The following is a 15,374-nucleotide window of genomic DNA, read 5'->3' as shown; positions in this document are numbered from 1 at the left end:
GGGCGCGGCAGCGGCAGCCAATGCTTCGGACGGATGCGGCGCAATCCGTCCGGAGCTAGGGCTTGCGAGGCCAGATGCTGGAGTCTTGGACCCTTCAGCTTGGCCGCTCGTCTTGGGCCACGGGTCTTGGGCCTTTGTCGCAAAGGTGATGGTCCGATATTTGCTGGGCTTTCGGGTGGTTGCAACAGAGGAGATCAAAGATGCAGCTAGCCGAGGCCTATGCCAATAAGAGCGTGGACGAGATCAAGGAAGCGCTCGCCGGCGCCACTTTGCGGGTTTATTCGTGCCCTCAACCCCTGACCGCCGACAAGCCGATCATCCGCAATGGCCTTCTCGCCGAGTTCACATTGGGTTCGCCTGCGCTGAACGGCGATATTGTCGTCGCGGAAACGGTTCCGGCCAAAAATGTCGGAACGCCCTTGTTCTCTCGCGCGACGACGCCAGACGGCGCGACAATCGCTGATTTCAGCACCGGACCTGGCGATTCGGACATCAAGCTTGCCGAAGTGTCCTGCTCCAAGGATGCGCCGGTCAAGATCACGAAGTTTCAAATCCGCCCCGACGTGCCAAATGGCGTTCAGCCGATCAACGCGTCCGACAAGATGCGCGAATCGATGGGCACCCGCCAGATCTCGCATGAGCAGACCTATGCCTGGAATGATGATTTCGCGGCAAGGAAAACCAAGTAACATCAAAGCCCGATCCTCCGTGCGGCGGTCGGGCTTTTCCTGAAGCGCTTTTTTGTCCTTGAAACAGGAAAGCGCCGCCATAGGCCGGTCTGTCGCATTTATTTCTTGTCGCAATCGGCTTTCCGATTTGCGACAAGAAAATGTGCGCGGTCGGGCTTGTTATTTTCACGGCCGGGCATCCGATCGCTCGTTCGCGAGAAAGGCGTTCACGCATGAAGCTCGCTGAAGCCTATGCCGGCCAAGGAATCGACGAGATCAAGGCGGCGCTGGCGGGGGCGACCCTGCGCGTCTATTCCTGCCCGCAGCCCTCCAGCCCCGAGAAGCCCGTCTTTCGCAACGGCTTTCTGGCGGAATTCCTGCTCGCCTCCCCGGCGTTCGAGGGCGAGGCGCTCCAACCGGTGGAAAGTCCCGTCGCGGGCAAGGATGTCGGCGTGCCGCTCTTCGTGCGCGCGACGAAGCCTGATGGCGCGGTCATCGCCGATTTTTCCGCCGGGCCGGGCGACATGGATGTGAAACTGGCGGAAACCTCCTGTTCGATCGGCGCTCCCGTGCGAATTGTGAAATTCCAGATCCGGCCTCTATCGGACAATCCGAGCCGGCCGGTCAGCGCGCGCGACCGCATGCTTGGGCGCTAACTATGAATCAAAAGCCCGAGCAAGCGATGGTTCGGACTTTTATTCATGATCGGCGGTGAGTGCACAGCAGGTGAACGGGCCGCTCAACCGAGCGGCGCCGCCGGGTGAACTCCGCGTCACTCGATCGAGGAAATCTTGATCGTCTCGGTGAGATCGGCGTGAATGACCTTGATGCCGGCTTTTTCGACATCCGCCACGGTGGGATACCAGGTCGATTCATGATCGAGCCCGCCGTATTTATTTAACACCATGACATATTTGGACTTCTTGTCGACCTCACAGCGCAGGCCCTTGCCCGGCTGATCGATTGGCCGAGTCTTGCCGTCCCAGTCGATGAAAAACCCCTCGGGCGCCTCGGGTGCGTCGGTCATCTGTTGCTTTCCTTACAAAATGCTTCCATGAGCGGGTCCCGATCAAACGGCGCATGTGTTCGCCCGCGTGATCGCCAAGCCTCGCATCCGCCAAAAACACGCCCAAAATCAACGCGTTGAAGCAGATTCAGCGCGAAAAAAAGCCGGGCAACTTTTGGAGGACCGGCGCCAAGAGCAAAGCATGACTCAGGCCAAGGCCTGAGCGATTGCATTCGACCTCGCGCGATCCCGCTCCGCTCGGGGCGGAGATGCGTCAATCAAGATGTGGACAGATCGCTCGAAAAGCGTCGCGAAACGCACAAAAACACATTAAAAAACATGACCTTCAGCCCGTCTCAGGCTATAGTTCAAAGATCGTGATCACGCCTTCGTCAACATGAGAAAGTCCGCATTGTCCATGGCAGAACCCGCCGCCGCGCAGCCGGCGTCCACTCCCGAAGCCGATGCCTATTACGGGGCCGATTCGATCAAAGTGCTGCGCGGCCTCGACGCCGTGCGCAAGCGGCCGGGCATGTATATTGGCGATACCGATGATGGCTCCGGTCTGCATCACATGGTCTATGAGGTCGTCGACAACGCTATCGACGAGGCGCTCGCCGGCTACGCCACGCGGGTCACGGTCACTCTCAACGCTGAAGGGTCGGTCACGGTCACCGATGACGGGCGCGGAATCCCGACCGATATTCACAGCGAGGAAGGGGTCTCGGCGGCGGAAGTCATCATGACCCAGCTCCACGCCGGCGGAAAATTCGATCAGAACTCCTACAAAGTGTCGGGTGGACTGCATGGCGTCGGCGTCTCTGTCGTGAACGCCCTTTCGACTTGGTTGCGGCTGCGGATCTGGCGCGACGGCAAGGAGCATGTCCTTGGCTTCGAGCATGGCGACGCGACCATGCCGCTGCAGATCCTGGGGCCGGCGCCGATGGTCGACGGCAAGCCCAAGCGCGGCACCGAAGTGACCTTCATGGCTTCGCCCGAAACCTTCACCATGGTCGATTATGACTATGCGACGATCGAACACCGGCTGCGCGAACTTGCCTTCCTGAATTCCGGGGTGCGGATCGACCTGACCGACGCGCGCGGCGCCGAGGTCAAGCTGGAGGAGCTTTACTACGACGGCGGCCTCGAGGCCTTCGTGCGCTATCTCGACCGCGCCAAGGCGCCGCTTATCACAAAGCCTATTCTGATCAAGGGCGAGCGCGACAATATCACCGTGGAAGTCGCCCTGTGGTGGAACGACTCCTATCATGAGCATGTGCTCGCCTTCACCAACAACATCCCGCAGCGCGACGGCGGCACTCATCTCGCGGGCCTGCGCGCTGGACTGACCCGTCAGGTGACGGGCTATGCGGATCGCTCGGGCCTGACCAAGCGGGAGAAGGTCGATCTCACCGGAGACGATTGCCGCGAGGGCCTGACTTGCGTCCTCTCCGTAAAGGTTCCCGACCCGAAATTTTCGTCCCAGACCAAGGAAAAGCTCGTCTCTTCGGAGGTGCGCCCGGTGGTCGAGGGCCTCGTCAACGAAATGCTCGGCCATTGGTTTGAGGAGCATCCGCAGGAGGCTCGCACCGTCGTCGGCAAGGTCGTGGAGGCGGCGCAGGCGCGCGAGGCGGCGCGCAAGGCGCGCGAACTCACCCGCCGCAAAGGCGCGCTCGACGTCGCCAATCTCCCCGGCAAGCTCGCAGATTGCCAGGAGCGCGATCCGGCCAAGGCCGAGCTGTTCCTCGTCGAAGGCGATTCGGCCGGCGGCTCGGCCAAGCAGGGCCGCAATCGCGAATATCAGGCGGTTCTTCCCTTGCGCGGCAAAATCCTCAATGTCGAACGGGCGCGGTTCGATAAAATGCTGTCGAGCCAGGAGATCGGAACGCTGATCACGGCGCTCGGCACCGGGATCGGGCGCGACGATTTCAACCCCGATAAATTGCGCTATCACAAGATCATCATCATGACCGACGCGGATGTCGACGGCTCGCATATCCGCACCCTGCTGCTGACTTTCTTCTTCCGCCAGATGCACGAACTCATCGAACGCGGCCATCTCTATATCGCGCAGCCGCCGCTCTATAAGGTCAAGCGCGGCGCCTCCGAACAATATTTGAAGGACGAGCGGGCGCGGGAGGATTACCTCATCGGCAATGGCCTCGATGGCGGCGTGTTGCGGCTGGCGAACGGCGTCGAGCGCGCCGGCGCGGATCTACGCTCCATCCTCGATGAGGCGCGGATCGTGCGGCAGGGACTGACCGCCTTGCATTCGCGCTATCATCGCACCGTCGTGGAGCAGGCCGCGATCGCCGGCGCCTTGAAGCCGATCGGTCCAGACGGCGAGGCGGAGGCCGAAGCTTTCGCAGCGACGATCGCGGCGCGGCTCGATGCGCTCGCCGAGGATATGGAGCGCGGCTGGGAAGGGCGGGTCGATCGTGGCGGCTATGTCTTTTCGCGCGAAATTCGCGGCGTGCGCCAGGCCGCGACTCTCGACGCGGGGCTTTTGGCTTCCGCCGAGGCGCGCCGCCTCAACGATCACGCCTTGAGCCTGCATGATGTGTTCTCCCTGCCGGCGGCATACGCGCGGCGGGGCGACGAGAAACAGGTCTCGGGTCCGGGCGATCTGCTCGACGCCGTGATGGCGGCCGGACAAAAAGGCATTTCCCAGATGCAGCGCTACAAGGGCCTTGGCGAAATGAACCCCGAACAGCTCTGGGAGACGACGCTGGACCGCGACGCCCGCTCCCTGCTGCAGGTCAAGATCAAGGAAGGCGACGACGCCGACGATATTTTCGTCAAGCTCATGGGCGATGTCGTCGAGCCGCGTCGCGAATTCATCCAGGAGAACGCCCTGAACGTTGCCAATTTGGACGTTTGAGGGCTGTTTTGGGGCGATGGGGCATAGGATCATGCACGCCAAGACATTCGAGGTTGCACATACCGACGAGGAATGGCGTAAGCTTCTCACGCCGGAGCAATATCAGGTTCTGCGCGGCCATGGCACCGAGGCGCCCGGCAGTTGCGCGCTCAACCATGAAAAGCGCGCCGGCGTCTTCGCCTGCGCCGGATGCCGTCAGCCCCTTTTTGCGGCGAAAATGAAATTCGAGAGTGGCACCGGCTGGCCGAGCTTCAACGATCCGATCGAAGGCGCGGTCGAGGCCTCGGAAGACGCCACCCACGGAATGCGCCGCACGGAGGTCCATTGCAGCCGCTGCGGCGGGCATTTGGGCCATGTCTTTCCCGACGGGCCGCCGCCGACGGATTTGCGCTATTGCATCAACGGCGTCGCGATGAATTTTGTGCCGGAGTAGGGTCGCGCCAAGCAACGTTTGCGTCGCATTCTCGTCGCCATGTGCTCCGCATCGCCCGACATTCCGGACGAGGAGCGTCTCAGGATGAAATTTCGGCGTCGGCCCAATGCAGCTCTCCGCGGCGCTCGAATTCGATTTATGGTTCGTATTGTGCCGCTTGTATGTTCGCTCATCCGCCAGCCTGACCCCCTTGGCGTGGCGATCTCGTCCTTAAGAGGAGTTGGCTCCGATAGGATCTACTGAGAGCGTAATTTAGGGTCGAACATGTCAACGCATATTTACACTGATCTTGAATGCGAAGTGATCATTCTTAAGGCAGTGACCGATCTGATCGACGACATGGTTAACTACGAGATATTCAGGAAATTTTCGAGCACCAGCGACATGAGTCTTGTGTTCAAGACACCAACACATCAGCGTCTATTTAATGTGCTGCTAATCGACATGCTGTCGAAGCCAAAAAACGATCATCTTGGGCTTCCAGTATTTCCGGCAGACGCGTCAGGATCGGCCGGAACGTTTCTCCATTATCTAAGGCTGATCGGCCAAAATCCACGGCTGAATGTGGTTGGAGCCGCCCTTGCTGACCCCGTCGAAGTATTTGCCACTTGGCTCGACGCGGAATGTCATGTCGAAAAGGTGTGGCTAGGGGCGATCAACATCGAAACCACGATCCGTGTATCACGCATTTCGTTCATCAAGATATGTGGGGACATCGCAAAGCACAGCTTTCCGCGGATGAGCGTCAATGCGCGTCGGATCAAGAAACTGCTTGCAGACAATGGCCATCAGATCGACATCGAACAAGCGTACTTGGCTATGCCAGATTTTTATCAGTGGTTTCACACCAACATATTCGCTTACCACAGCAGTGCTATCGGTGAGTTCCTCAATAATATCAGGTGGGGCATATACGATTACCTGACACCGGAATTCGTCCGCTCGTACAGAAAAACCGAGGCGACATCGCTCAGTTACAGTTTTGATTATCCCAATAATTGCACCAGTTATCTAGCGCGGGCAATGTATTGGGAGCTAATGAATTGGTCTAGATCGACACCCTACATGCCTAGGTTCGAGGTCATGAAATATCTCAAGATGCTGTATTGACCACAATAATTGCAACACAGGCACCCGCGCTACTGGCGGCATCGCGCCGTTTCGGCTCAGGGAATATAAACCGCCTCGATCACCTTGAGCTCTTCGCCCATCGGATCGGCTTCGAGGCGCACAACTTCCGCCATCAGCCGGTCGCGGAATTTATAGGCTCGGCGCCAGCCGTCCTCGCTTACCGGCGGCCAAGGGGTGAAGCTTTTCTTGTCGACCATCAAGGCTTCGCAGCGAAGGCGCGGGCCAGTGATGTTGCGGGCGATGATATACATGGAAGGCCCTTTCGACGCGCGCTCGTCCTTAGCGGCCGCCGGGCGAATTGAAATAGCCTTGATCTCGTCGCGCCACTGGCGAAAATAAGCATAAACCCGACCGCCAAGGCCGGCAAATGTGAATCTGAACGGCATGATGATGCCTCCGGCGGCGCCCTAGAGCCGGATGATTTTGGACGGAATCGCAGCGCGATCTCGTCCAAAGTCTTAAATCCGCCTCTCATCAAAGAGTTAGAGCATGATGTCGTCCGAAAACCGGCTTCCACTTTTCGGCGTCATACTCTAGCGCGAAAAGGCTCGCATAACCAATTTCCAGAGCCCGAAACGGTTCCGCTTTGACGCAAAATGAATTAGATCGCATGGGCCGGAAGAAACCCAAACACAATCGTGGATGCTCAAATGGCGCTATTGATCGATGGCCCTCGGATTGCCGCGAAGACCCGCGCGACGAAGCAGCTCGTCGTCTTCCTGCATGGCTATGGCTCGGACGGCAACGATCTGATTGCGATCGCCAAGCAATGGCAGGGGTTCATGCCCGACGCCGCCTTCCTCTCGCCCCATGCGCCGGAGCCCTGCGCCCTGGCGCCCGGCGGACGGCAATGGTTCGCCTTGACCATGCGCGACCCCGAGGAGCGCTGGATCGGCGTCAACAAGGCCGCGCCCGGCCTCCATGCCTTTCTTGACGCGGAGCTCGACCGCTACGGCCTCGACGACGCCAATCTGGTCCTGGTCGGCTTCAGCCAAGGAACGATGCTGGCGCTCCATGTCGGGCTTCGGCGCGCCCACGCGCCTGCGGGCATTCTCGGCTATTCCGGAGAGCTCGTCGGGCCGGAGCATCTGGGCGAGGCGACAGCCCGCACCGCTTCGGGCAAGGCTCCGCCGATCCTCCTGGTGCACGGCGACCGAGACGATGTCATTTCGGCCGAAGCGCTGTTTCTTTCGGCGGAGGCTCTGGCCAAGGGCGGCATTCCTTGCCAATGGCATCTTTCGACCGGTCTTGGCCATGGGATCGACGGCCCCGGCCTCATGCATGGCGGCCTGTTCGCCGCAAAATGCCTCAAGCTGAAACTCGGACCCGACGCCAAGGCGGCGCGCTAGAGCCGGATGACTTTGGACGGAATCGCAACGCGATCTCGTCCAAAGTCTTAAATCCGCCTCTCATCAAAGAGTTAGAGCATGATGTCGTCCGAAAACCGGTTTCCACTTTTCGGCATCATGCGCTAGAGCGATTTCAGTTTCCGCGGAATCGGAAAGCAGCTCTAGGTCTTTGTTTTGTCGCATTTTCTGAACGCGAACCGGCATCCACTTCGCTCGAAAATGCTCTAATCACCGCGCGGCGCATCAGTCTTCGTCGGCGCGGACCGCAGGCGCGACGCCGATCGGCTGCGGCTCGAGCGCCGGCCGAAAGCGCGGGATCGCCTGGTGCGCCATTCGGCGCAGGCCGACCGGGCGATAGAGTTGCTTGGTCGCCTCGACGATCAGAACGCCGGCGCCAGGCAGCCCGAAATAAGCGCCGATCCGCTCGAAAGCGAGCGCCGAGCGCAAGGGCGTGCGCCGTTGGAACGGCGGGACATAAAGCGCTTCATCCCAATGGGTCGGGGAAAACAGCGTCTCGCGCATCAATTCGCGCAATTGGCCGAGCGAATAGGGCTGGCCATGGCCAAAGGGCGTGCGGTCGATGCGCGCCCAAAGCCCGGTGCGGCTCGGCGCGATGACGATGATCCGGCCGCCCGGCGTCAGAATGCGCCAGATTTCGGCGAGAAGATCGCGCGGATGTTCGGTGATTTCGAGCGCATGGACGACGAGCGCCCTGTCGATGCAGCTGTCCGGTAAAGGCATCATCGTCGGCTCGACCAGGGCGGAGGCCGAATGGCCCGAGGAAGGCCAATTCACGACGCCCTGCTCGGCCGGCATGAAGGCGAGCACGCGCACCGCCTCCTCGCGAAAAATCTCGAGATAAGGCGTCGCATAGCCAACGCCCAGGATCGAATAGCCAGTGCAATTGCAGAAGCGCTGCCGCACCATCTCGCCGACGAAGCGCTGCGCAACCTCGCCCAATGGCGAAGCGTAAAATGAGCGAAGGTCCACAACGTCGAGGTGCATGAAATCTTCTACGCGTCTTGATGCCGCCGACGCCAGCGCCGACGCCAGCGCCGGCTCCAACTTGGAGCCCTCAGATATGGATCGCCCGCTTGTCGACTGCGAGCGCGGCTTCCTTGATCGCTTCCGACAGGGTCGGATGGGCGTGGCAGGTGCGGGCGAGATCCTCGGCCGAGCCAGAAAACTCCATGAGCACGGTCGCCTCGGCGATGAGTTCGCCGGCGCCGGCGCCAACGATGTGCATGCCGAGAACGCGGTCGGTCGCCGCATCTGCGAGGATTTTCACAAATCCGTCCATATGCCGCATCGCCCGCGCCCGGCCGTTTGCGGTGAAGGGAAATTTGCCAACCCTATAGGCGGTTCCCTTGGCCTGCAGCTCTTCCTCGGTCGCGCCTACCGCAGCGATTTCCGGCATGGTGTAGACGACCGAGGGAATCGCCTCGTAATTCACATGGCCATGCTGGCCAGCGAGAATTTCGGCGACCGCGATCCCCTCATCCTCGGCCTTATGGGCGAGCATGGGACCGCGCACGACGTCGCCAATCGCGTAGATCCCGGCGACATTGGTCGCGAATTGGTCGTCGATCACGACGCGGCCGCGATCAAGCGCGACGCCCAAGGCTTCGAGGCCGAGGCCCTCGGTGACGGGGCGCCGGCCGATCGCGACCAGCACGACATCGGCTTCGAGAATAGACCTCTCGCCGCCAGCCGCGGGCTCGATCGCAACCTGCAAACCCGCTGCTTGCTTCTCGACCGCCGCGACTTTGTGGCCGAGGTGGAATTCAAATCCTTGCTTCTGCAAGATGCGCTGAAACTGCTTGGCCGTTTCGCCATCGAGGCCCGGCAGAATGCGATCCAGAAATTCGACGACGGTGACCTTGCTCCCGAGCCGGGACCAGACCGAACCGAGTTCGAGGCCGATTACCCCGGCGCCGATGACGAGAAGTCTCGCCGGCGGTTTGTCGAGACTGAGGGCGCCGGTCGAGGAGACAATGGCTTTTTCATCGATCTCGACGCCGGGAAGCCGCGCGACATCCGATCCGGTGGCGATCACGATATTTTTGGCGGCAAGCGTTTGCGTCGCGCCGTCGTCGGCCTTCACCAAGACCTCGCCCGGCGCCGTAATCGTCCCGACCCCGAAAAAAGCGTCGATCTTGTGCTTTTTGAGGAGGAAGCCGACGCCATTGACGTTGGCGGCGACGGTGTCGTCCTTGTGCTTCATCATGGCGGCGAGATCGAGCTTCGGCTTGTCGGTGATAATTCCGAGGGCGGCGAGATCATGGCCCGCCTCCTCGAATTTTTCCGAGGCGTAGAGCAGGGCCTTGGAAGGAATGCAGCCGATGTTGAGACAGGTCCCGCCATGGGTCTTGCGCTTTTCGACGACGGCGGTCTTGAGGCCAAGCTGCGCCGCGCGGATGGCGCAGACATAGCCGCCGGGGCCGGTTCCGATGACGATGAGATCGTAGGACATGGGACCTTCGGAGTTAGGGCATTCTCAAGCGAACCGAATGCAGTTCGCGTCAGGAAAATGCGACAGAATAATAGGTTCTAGCTGGCCAGGCGGAGAATTTCAGCTTGACGTTCGGCGCGGCGGCGAAGCTGCTCCGATCCAAAGTCGATTTCGTCGCCCTCATGGTCGAGCCAATAAATTGCGTGCCCGAACTCGGCGAGCTTCACGGTCTGGAAGCGTTCGGGAGAGCTGCGGAGAAATCCAAAAGCGTCCCCTTCGGCGATCACTGGGCGCAGGTCGACGATCGCTTCGTAGCCATCTAACCAAATGACTTTGATGACGCCATAAAGGACAGGCTCGACGGATCTTATTCGAATGATCTCGCTCATTGCAGCCTCGTTGGCTTCTGTCCGGTTGCGAGAGCAGCCCAAGCGCACATCAACTCGTCTCGATTCCTCGCCGCCCAGGCAAGCACCGCTGCAAACTTCGTTGGTGGCAGCGATCCGCGCAAGACCTTCGGAGGATCAATTTGGATCTGCGCCACAAATTCAGCAAAAACAGCGTGGAAATGCGGCGGTGGGTGTTCGTCGAAAAAGAACTGGATTTTCACGCCATCTATAATGGCTACTGTCGGCATCCTACTATTCCCGGAAATGATCAATCGGAGTCCGGGCCGATTGTACGAAATTTGACGGTGGTCTCGGTCGCTATTTCGACGAGGCGCCAAACCTCGTGGAGAACAGCTCAACCGTCTGACCATATGGGGATCACTCCATGAGGCAGCGGAGAAAACGCCAGTTTGCAAAACCAAGACGCCGCAGATTGCCCCGCTGCCTTCGATGTCACAAATCCAAAACAAGCCGCGCTGGATCTTCCAGCGCCTCCTTGACGCGGACGAGAAACGTCACCGCCTCCTTGCCGTCGACAATGCGGTGATCGTAGCTGAGCGCGAGATACATCATCGGGCGGATCTCGATCTTGCCGTTGACGACCACCGGGCGCTCTTGAATTTTGTGCATGCCCAAAATGCCCGATTGCGGCGCGTTGAGAATCGGGGTCGACATCAGCGAACCGTAGATCCCGCCATTGGTGATCGTGAAAGTGCCGCCCTGCAGTTCCTCGATTTTAAGCTGCCCGTCTCGCGCGCGTTTGCCGAGATTGGCGATGGTCTTCTCGATGGCCGCGAGGCCGAGCTGGTCACAGTCGCGCACAACCGGCACGACAAGGCCCTTGTCGGAGCCGACCGCTATGCCGAGGTGGTAATAGTTCTTGTAGATAAGATCATTGCCGTCGATCTCGGCGTTGACCGCCGGAATCTCCTTCAGCGCGCCGACGCAGGCCTTGACGAAAAACCCCATGAAGCCAAGCTTGGAGCCGTGCTTTTTCTCAAACACATCCTTGTATTTGCCACGCAACCCGATGATCTCGGTCATGTCGACCTCGTTGAAGGTCGTCAGCATGGCGGCGGTGTTTTGCGCTTCCTTCAGCCGCCGCGCGATGGTCTGGCGCAGCCGCGTCATGGGGATGCGCTCCTCGCGCGCCGCGTCCGAAACCGGCGCGGGGGCGCGGACCTGAACCGGAGCGGGAACCGGCTGGGGCGCTGAAGCCGGCGCCTGGGGTCTGGCGATATAATCGAGGACATCGCCCTTCAAAACCTGGCCGCGCTTGCCCGATCCTTCGGCCAGGGCCGGATCAAAGCCATGATCGGCGGCGATCTTGGCGGCGGCGGGCGAAGCGGGCGGCGTCGAGGGCGCCGCAATGGCCGGCGCGACGGCCGGCGCTGGTTCAGATGCGGGGGCGGCAGGCGGCGCGATCGGTCCTGCGGCGGCAGGTTTGCCTGGCGCTGCGGCGCCTTCAGCGATCTGGCCGAGCAGCGCGCCGACGCCGACTGTCGCGCCATCCTTGGCGGCGATCTCCGCCAGGACGCCTGCGGCCGGGGCGTTCACCTCAAGGGTGACCTTGTCCGTTTCGAGCTCGACGATCGGCTCGTCCGCCTTGACCTGATCGCCCGCCTTCTTGAACCATCGTCCAACGGTCGCTTCGGTGACGGATTCCCCCAAAGTCGGAACTCGGATTTCGGTCGTCATGTCGGTCACGTCCATTGCCTTGCGGCTGCTTCAAGAAGTTTGCTTGGGTCGCACAAGCGCGTCCAGGTCAAAAAAAGCTCTGTCCCATTGTTTTAGCGCATGACATCACTCGAAAGGCTCGCGGCCGTCGGCATCCGCGCTTTAGAGCATATTCCGAACAGATTGATTCAATCTGTTCGAAGAGAATATGCTCAGATTCTTTAACACTGGAGCGATTTCTGATCGATCGAATGACTCCATTCGATCGGAAAGCGCTCTAGCGGGCGAAAACCTCGTCCAGGAACGTCTTAAGTTGAGCGAGATGTTTCGACATCAATCCGGTCGCGGTCGCGGCGGAGGCGGGCCTGCCGGCATAGCGCGGACGCCTGACCCTGCCGCCGGTTTGGCCGAGCACCCATTCGAGATAGGGCTCGACGAAACCCCAGGCCCCCATGTTCTTCGGTTCTTCCTGACACCAAATCACATCGGCCTGCTTGAACCGGGACAGGGCCGCGACGAGCGCCTTCAGCGGGAAGGGATAAAGCTGCTCGACGCGCAAGAGATAAACATCGTCGAGGCCGCGCTTTTGGCGGTCGTCGTAAAGATCGTAATAGACCTTGCCGGTGCAAAGCACCACCCGGCGCATCTTCGCGTCCTCGACCAGCTTCATCGGCTGAGGGTTCGAACGTTCGGCGTCATCGGCCAGAATGCGATGGAAGAATTCGCCTTCCGCCATCTCGTCGAGCCTCGAGACCGCGTGCTTGTGGCGCAGCAGCGATTTCGGCGTCATGAGGATGAGCGGCTTGCGGATGTCGCGCTTCAACTGCCGCCGCAGGACATGGAAATAATTCGCGGGCGTCGTGCAATTGGCGACCTGCATATTGTCTTCGGCGCATAGTTGCAGATAGCGTTCGAGCCGGGCCGAGGAATGTTCCGGCCCCTGGCCTTCATAGCCATGCGGCAGAAGGCAGACGAGGCCGGACATCCGCAGCCATTTGCGCTCGCCCGATGAGATGAACTGATCGAAAACCACCTGCGCGCCATTGGCGAAATCGCCGAACTGGGCTTCCCAGAGAACGAGCGCATTGGGCTCGGCGAGCGAATAGCCATATTCGAATCCGAGCACGGCCTCCTCCGACAGCATCGAATTGATGACTTCGTAATGCGCCTGCCCGTCGCGGATATGGTTCAGGGGAATGTAGCGGGCTTCCGTCTCCTGGTCGATCAGAACCGAATGGCGCTGCGAAAATGTTCCGCGCTCGCTGTCCTGGCCGGAAAAACGCACCTGATGGCCTTCATCGACCAAGGATCCCAAGGCCAGCGCCTCGCCCATCGCCCAGTCGACGCCTTCGCCGGTCTCGATCATCTTGCGCCGATTGGCGAGCAGGCGGGCGATGGTGCGATGGAGGGTGAAGCCTTCGGGAGCGGAGGCGAGGCGGAGGCCAATCTCGGTCAGGCGGGCGCGGTCAACGCCGGTGCGGCCGCGCCGCGCCTCCTCGCCGACCGCGAGCGCCGGCTTGAGGCCGGCCCAGCGGCCATCGAGCCAATCCGCCTTGTTGGGCTTATAGGACTGGCTGGCCTCGAAGGCGGTCTCGAGATGGTGATGCCAATTGGCCTGCAGCTTGACGATCTCGCCGGCGGTCAGGAGGCCCTCGGCGATAAGCCGCTCGGCATAGATTTCGAGCGTCGTCTTATGTGAACGGATCTTCTGGTACATGAGCGGCTGGGTGAACGCCGGCTCGTCGCCCTCGTTATGACCGAAGCGGCGATAGCAGAACATGTCGATGACGACCGGCTTATGGAATTTCTGCCGGAACTCGATCGCGATCTTGGCGGCGTAGACCACGGCTTCGGGATCGTCGCCATTGACGTGAATGATCGGCGCCTCGATCATTTTCGCGGTGTCCGAGGGATAGGGCGAGGATCGCGAATAGCGCGGCGCGGTGGTGAACCCGATCTGATTGTTGATGATGAAATGGATCGAGCCGCCGGTCCGATATCCTTTCAGGCCGGACAGGCCGAAACATTCGGCGATCACGCCCTGTCCCGCGAAGGCCGCGTCGCCGTGGATCAGCAGCGGCAGCACCTTGGTCCGCTCGACGACGTCCTGCAACTGGTCCTGTTTGGCGCGGACCTTGCCGAGGACCACGGGATCGACGATCTCGAGGTGCGAGGGGTTCGCGGTCAGCGAGAGATGGACCTTGTTATGGTCGAAGTCGCGGTCGGAAGAGGCGCCGAGATGATATTTGACGTCGCCCGACCCCTCGACGTCTTCCGGCGTGAAGGAGCCGCCCTTGAATTCATGGAAAATCGCGCGATGCGGCTTGCCCATGACCTGGGAGAGGACATTGAGGCGGCCGCGATGGGCCATGCCGAGCACGATATCGCCGACGCCGAGCGCGCCGCCGCGCTTGATGATCTGCTCCAAGGCAGGGACCATGGCCTCGCCGCCGTCGAGGCCGAAGCGTTTAGTGCCGGTATATTTGACGTCGAGAAACTTCTCGAATCCCTCGGCCTCGACCAGCTTGTATAAAATCGCGCGCTTGCCTTCCCGGGTGAAGCTGATCTCCTTGCCGGGGCCTTCGATCCGCTCCTGCATCCAGGCCTTTTCGGCCGGATCGGACATATGCATGAACTCGAAGCCGATCGTGTCGCAATAGGTGCGGCGCAGGATCTGCAGCATTTCGCGAACGGTCGCGAATTCAAGCCCGAGGACATTGTCGATGAATATCTTGCGGTCGTAATCCGACTCGGTGAAGCCATAGGTCGCCGGATGCAGCTCCTCGTGATCCTTTTGCGGCTCGAGGCCGAGCGGGTCCAGATTGGCGTGAAGATGGCCGCGCATGCGATAGGCCCGGATCATCATCAGGGCGCGCACCGAATCGCGCGTCGCGCGGCGCAAATCCGCTGGAGACAGCTGGCCGGCCTCGCTGGGCTTTCCCGCATCCTTGGCCTGCGGTTTACCCTCCGCTTTGCCTTCTCCCCTGGCGGCGCCCGGTTTTTCGGCGGCCGGCCAATCGCCGTCGAGCGCCGAGACGAGTTCGCCATTGGCGGCGATCGGCCAGCCTGGCGTCTTCCATCGCGGTCCATGCGCGCTGCGTTCGATCGCGGCGCCATCGTCGCTCAAGCGCTCGAAAAAGGCGCGCCACTCGGGGTCGACGGAAGCCGGATCGCGCAGATAGGCGTCCTGGAGCTGCTCGACATAGGCGGCGTTGCCGCCATAGAGAAACGACGTCCGCGCGAAATTGGCGTTGGGATCCGAACGCGGAGCATTCGCGCCTCCCGAACCATTCATTGCGCCATTCGAATCCTGGCGGGCCATCGTCATCTCCATCAAAGCTCGCATGATCGCATGACTTGGAGTCGATCATGCTCTTATTTTGTTTGG

The 15,374-nt window shown here is 60.7% G+C and carries 14 protein-coding genes; 6 read left to right on the top strand and 8 right to left on the bottom strand.

Annotated features, from left to right (window positions below; all coding sequences use genetic code 11):
- The first annotated feature begins 200 nt into the window (after positions 1 to 200).
- Together DL86_RS16140 and DL86_RS16135 are read left to right on the top strand one after the other, a co-directional pair.
- Positions 201 to 689 carry a hypothetical protein gene (locus tag DL86_RS16140; protein WP_036263525.1) on the top strand — a complete coding sequence of 163 codons (489 nt, stop codon included), beginning with the start codon at positions 201 to 203 and terminating at the stop codon, positions 687 to 689.
- A 212-nt stretch (positions 690 to 901) separates the two neighbouring features.
- Positions 902 to 1,324, top strand: coding sequence for a hypothetical protein (locus DL86_RS16135; RefSeq protein ID WP_036263986.1), 423 nt, complete (start codon positions 902 to 904; stop codon positions 1,322 to 1,324).
- A gap of 116 nt (positions 1,325 to 1,440) precedes the next feature.
- On the opposite strand, the gene DL86_RS16130 is transcribed toward DL86_RS16135, so the two are convergent.
- Positions 1,441 to 1,695: a hypothetical protein gene (locus DL86_RS16130; RefSeq protein WP_036263523.1), complete on the bottom strand. Its 255-nt coding sequence runs from the start codon at positions 1,693 to 1,695 to the stop codon at positions 1,441 to 1,443.
- Positions 1,696 to 2,092: 397 nt separating this feature from the next.
- Between DL86_RS16130 and gyrB the strand changes: the two genes are divergently transcribed.
- The 3 genes from gyrB (at position 2,093) to DL86_RS18900 (ending at position 6,098) form a co-directional block, all read left to right on the top strand.
- A complete protein-coding gene (gene gyrB, locus DL86_RS16125; RefSeq protein WP_036263520.1) occupies positions 2,093 to 4,555 on the top strand; it encodes a DNA topoisomerase (ATP-hydrolyzing) subunit B in 2,463 nt (820 codons plus the stop codon).
- 31 nt (positions 4,556 to 4,586) lie between these two features.
- Positions 4,587 to 4,988: a peptide-methionine (R)-S-oxide reductase MsrB gene (gene msrB, locus DL86_RS16120; RefSeq protein WP_036263983.1), complete on the top strand. Its 402-nt coding sequence runs from the start codon at positions 4,587 to 4,589 to the stop codon at positions 4,986 to 4,988.
- 264 nt (positions 4,989 to 5,252) lie between these two features.
- Positions 5,253 to 6,098: a hypothetical protein gene (locus tag DL86_RS18900; protein ID WP_051953593.1), complete on the top strand. Its 846-nt coding sequence runs from the start codon at positions 5,253 to 5,255 to the stop codon at positions 6,096 to 6,098.
- Positions 6,099 to 6,154: 56 nt separating this feature from the next.
- On the opposite strand, the gene DL86_RS20630 is transcribed toward DL86_RS18900, so the two are convergent.
- Positions 6,155 to 6,505 carry a hypothetical protein gene (locus DL86_RS20630; protein WP_245276402.1) on the bottom strand — a complete coding sequence of 117 codons (351 nt, stop codon included), beginning with the start codon at positions 6,503 to 6,505 and terminating at the stop codon, positions 6,155 to 6,157.
- A gap of 264 nt (positions 6,506 to 6,769) precedes the next feature.
- On the opposite strand from DL86_RS20630, the gene DL86_RS16105 reads away from it, so the two are divergent.
- Complete coding sequence (locus DL86_RS16105) at positions 6,770 to 7,468, top strand: alpha/beta hydrolase (protein ID WP_036263517.1); 699 nt, start codon at positions 6,770 to 6,772, stop codon at positions 7,466 to 7,468.
- 243 nt (positions 7,469 to 7,711) lie between these two features.
- Here the strand turns inward: DL86_RS16105 and DL86_RS16100 are convergent, their stop codons facing one another.
- The 6 genes from DL86_RS16100 to DL86_RS16075 form a co-directional block, all read right to left on the bottom strand.
- On the bottom strand, positions 7,712 to 8,473 hold the full coding sequence (locus DL86_RS16100) for a class I SAM-dependent methyltransferase (RefSeq protein WP_036263514.1): 762 nt from the start codon (positions 8,471 to 8,473) through the stop codon (positions 7,712 to 7,714).
- A gap of 70 nt (positions 8,474 to 8,543) precedes the next feature.
- On the bottom strand, positions 8,544 to 9,941 hold the full coding sequence (gene lpdA, locus DL86_RS16095; protein WP_036263512.1) for a dihydrolipoyl dehydrogenase: 1,398 nt from the start codon (positions 9,939 to 9,941) through the stop codon (positions 8,544 to 8,546).
- Positions 9,942 to 10,018: 77 nt separating this feature from the next.
- Positions 10,019 to 10,309: a DUF2442 domain-containing protein gene (locus DL86_RS16090; RefSeq protein ID WP_036263509.1), complete on the bottom strand. Its 291-nt coding sequence runs from the start codon at positions 10,307 to 10,309 to the stop codon at positions 10,019 to 10,021.
- Positions 10,306 to 10,557: a DUF4160 domain-containing protein gene (locus tag DL86_RS16085; protein ID WP_036263507.1), complete on the bottom strand. Its 252-nt coding sequence runs from the start codon at positions 10,555 to 10,557 to the stop codon at positions 10,306 to 10,308. Before DL86_RS16085 ends, DL86_RS16090 begins: the two co-directional genes overlap by 4 nt.
- A gap of 205 nt (positions 10,558 to 10,762) precedes the next feature.
- A complete protein-coding gene (odhB, locus tag DL86_RS16080) occupies positions 10,763 to 12,007 on the bottom strand; it encodes a 2-oxoglutarate dehydrogenase complex dihydrolipoyllysine-residue succinyltransferase (protein ID WP_036263975.1) in 1,245 nt (414 codons plus the stop codon).
- Between the two features lie 256 nt (positions 12,008 to 12,263).
- A complete protein-coding gene (locus DL86_RS16075; RefSeq protein ID WP_084572998.1) occupies positions 12,264 to 15,308 on the bottom strand; it encodes a 2-oxoglutarate dehydrogenase E1 component in 3,045 nt (1,014 codons plus the stop codon).
- Between the last annotated feature and the right edge of the window lie 66 nt (positions 15,309 to 15,374).

Origin of the sequence: Methylocapsa aurea (assembly GCF_000746085.1) — a bacterium.
GTDB classification, from domain to species: domain Bacteria; phylum Pseudomonadota; class Alphaproteobacteria; order Rhizobiales; family Beijerinckiaceae; genus Methylocapsa; species Methylocapsa aurea.
Note: the sequence above shows the minus strand (reverse complement) of the source record. Positions and strands in the feature narration are given on the sequence as shown.

Coding starts and splice junctions, on each gene's coding strand:
- DL86_RS16140 (WP_036263525.1), top strand. CDS start 201: ATGCAGCTAGCCGAGGCCTATGCCAATAAGAGCGTGGACGAGATCAAG.
- DL86_RS16135 (WP_036263986.1), top strand. CDS start 902: ATGAAGCTCGCTGAAGCCTATGCCGGCCAAGGAATCGACGAGATCAAG.
- DL86_RS16130 (WP_036263523.1), bottom strand. CDS start 1,695: ATGACCGACGCACCCGAGGCGCCCGAGGGGTTTTTCATCGACTGGGAC.
- gyrB (WP_036263520.1), top strand. CDS start 2,093: ATGGCAGAACCCGCCGCCGCGCAGCCGGCGTCCACTCCCGAAGCCGAT.
- msrB (WP_036263983.1), top strand. CDS start 4,587: ATGCACGCCAAGACATTCGAGGTTGCACATACCGACGAGGAATGGCGT.
- DL86_RS18900 (WP_051953593.1), top strand. CDS start 5,253: ATGTCAACGCATATTTACACTGATCTTGAATGCGAAGTGATCATTCTT.
- DL86_RS20630 (WP_245276402.1), bottom strand. CDS start 6,505: ATGCCGTTCAGATTCACATTTGCCGGCCTTGGCGGTCGGGTTTATGCT.
- DL86_RS16105 (WP_036263517.1), top strand. CDS start 6,770: ATGGCGCTATTGATCGATGGCCCTCGGATTGCCGCGAAGACCCGCGCG.
- DL86_RS16100 (WP_036263514.1), bottom strand. CDS start 8,473: ATGCACCTCGACGTTGTGGACCTTCGCTCATTTTACGCTTCGCCATTG.
- lpdA (WP_036263512.1), bottom strand. CDS start 9,941: ATGTCCTACGATCTCATCGTCATCGGAACCGGCCCCGGCGGCTATGTC.
- DL86_RS16090 (WP_036263509.1), bottom strand. CDS start 10,309: ATGAGCGAGATCATTCGAATAAGATCCGTCGAGCCTGTCCTTTATGGC.
- DL86_RS16085 (WP_036263507.1), bottom strand. CDS start 10,557: ATGCCGACAGTAGCCATTATAGATGGCGTGAAAATCCAGTTCTTTTTC.
- odhB (WP_036263975.1), bottom strand. CDS start 12,007: ATGACGACCGAAATCCGAGTTCCGACTTTGGGGGAATCCGTCACCGAA.
- DL86_RS16075 (WP_084572998.1), bottom strand. CDS start 15,308: ATGGCCCGCCAGGATTCGAATGGCGCAATGAATGGTTCGGGAGGCGCG.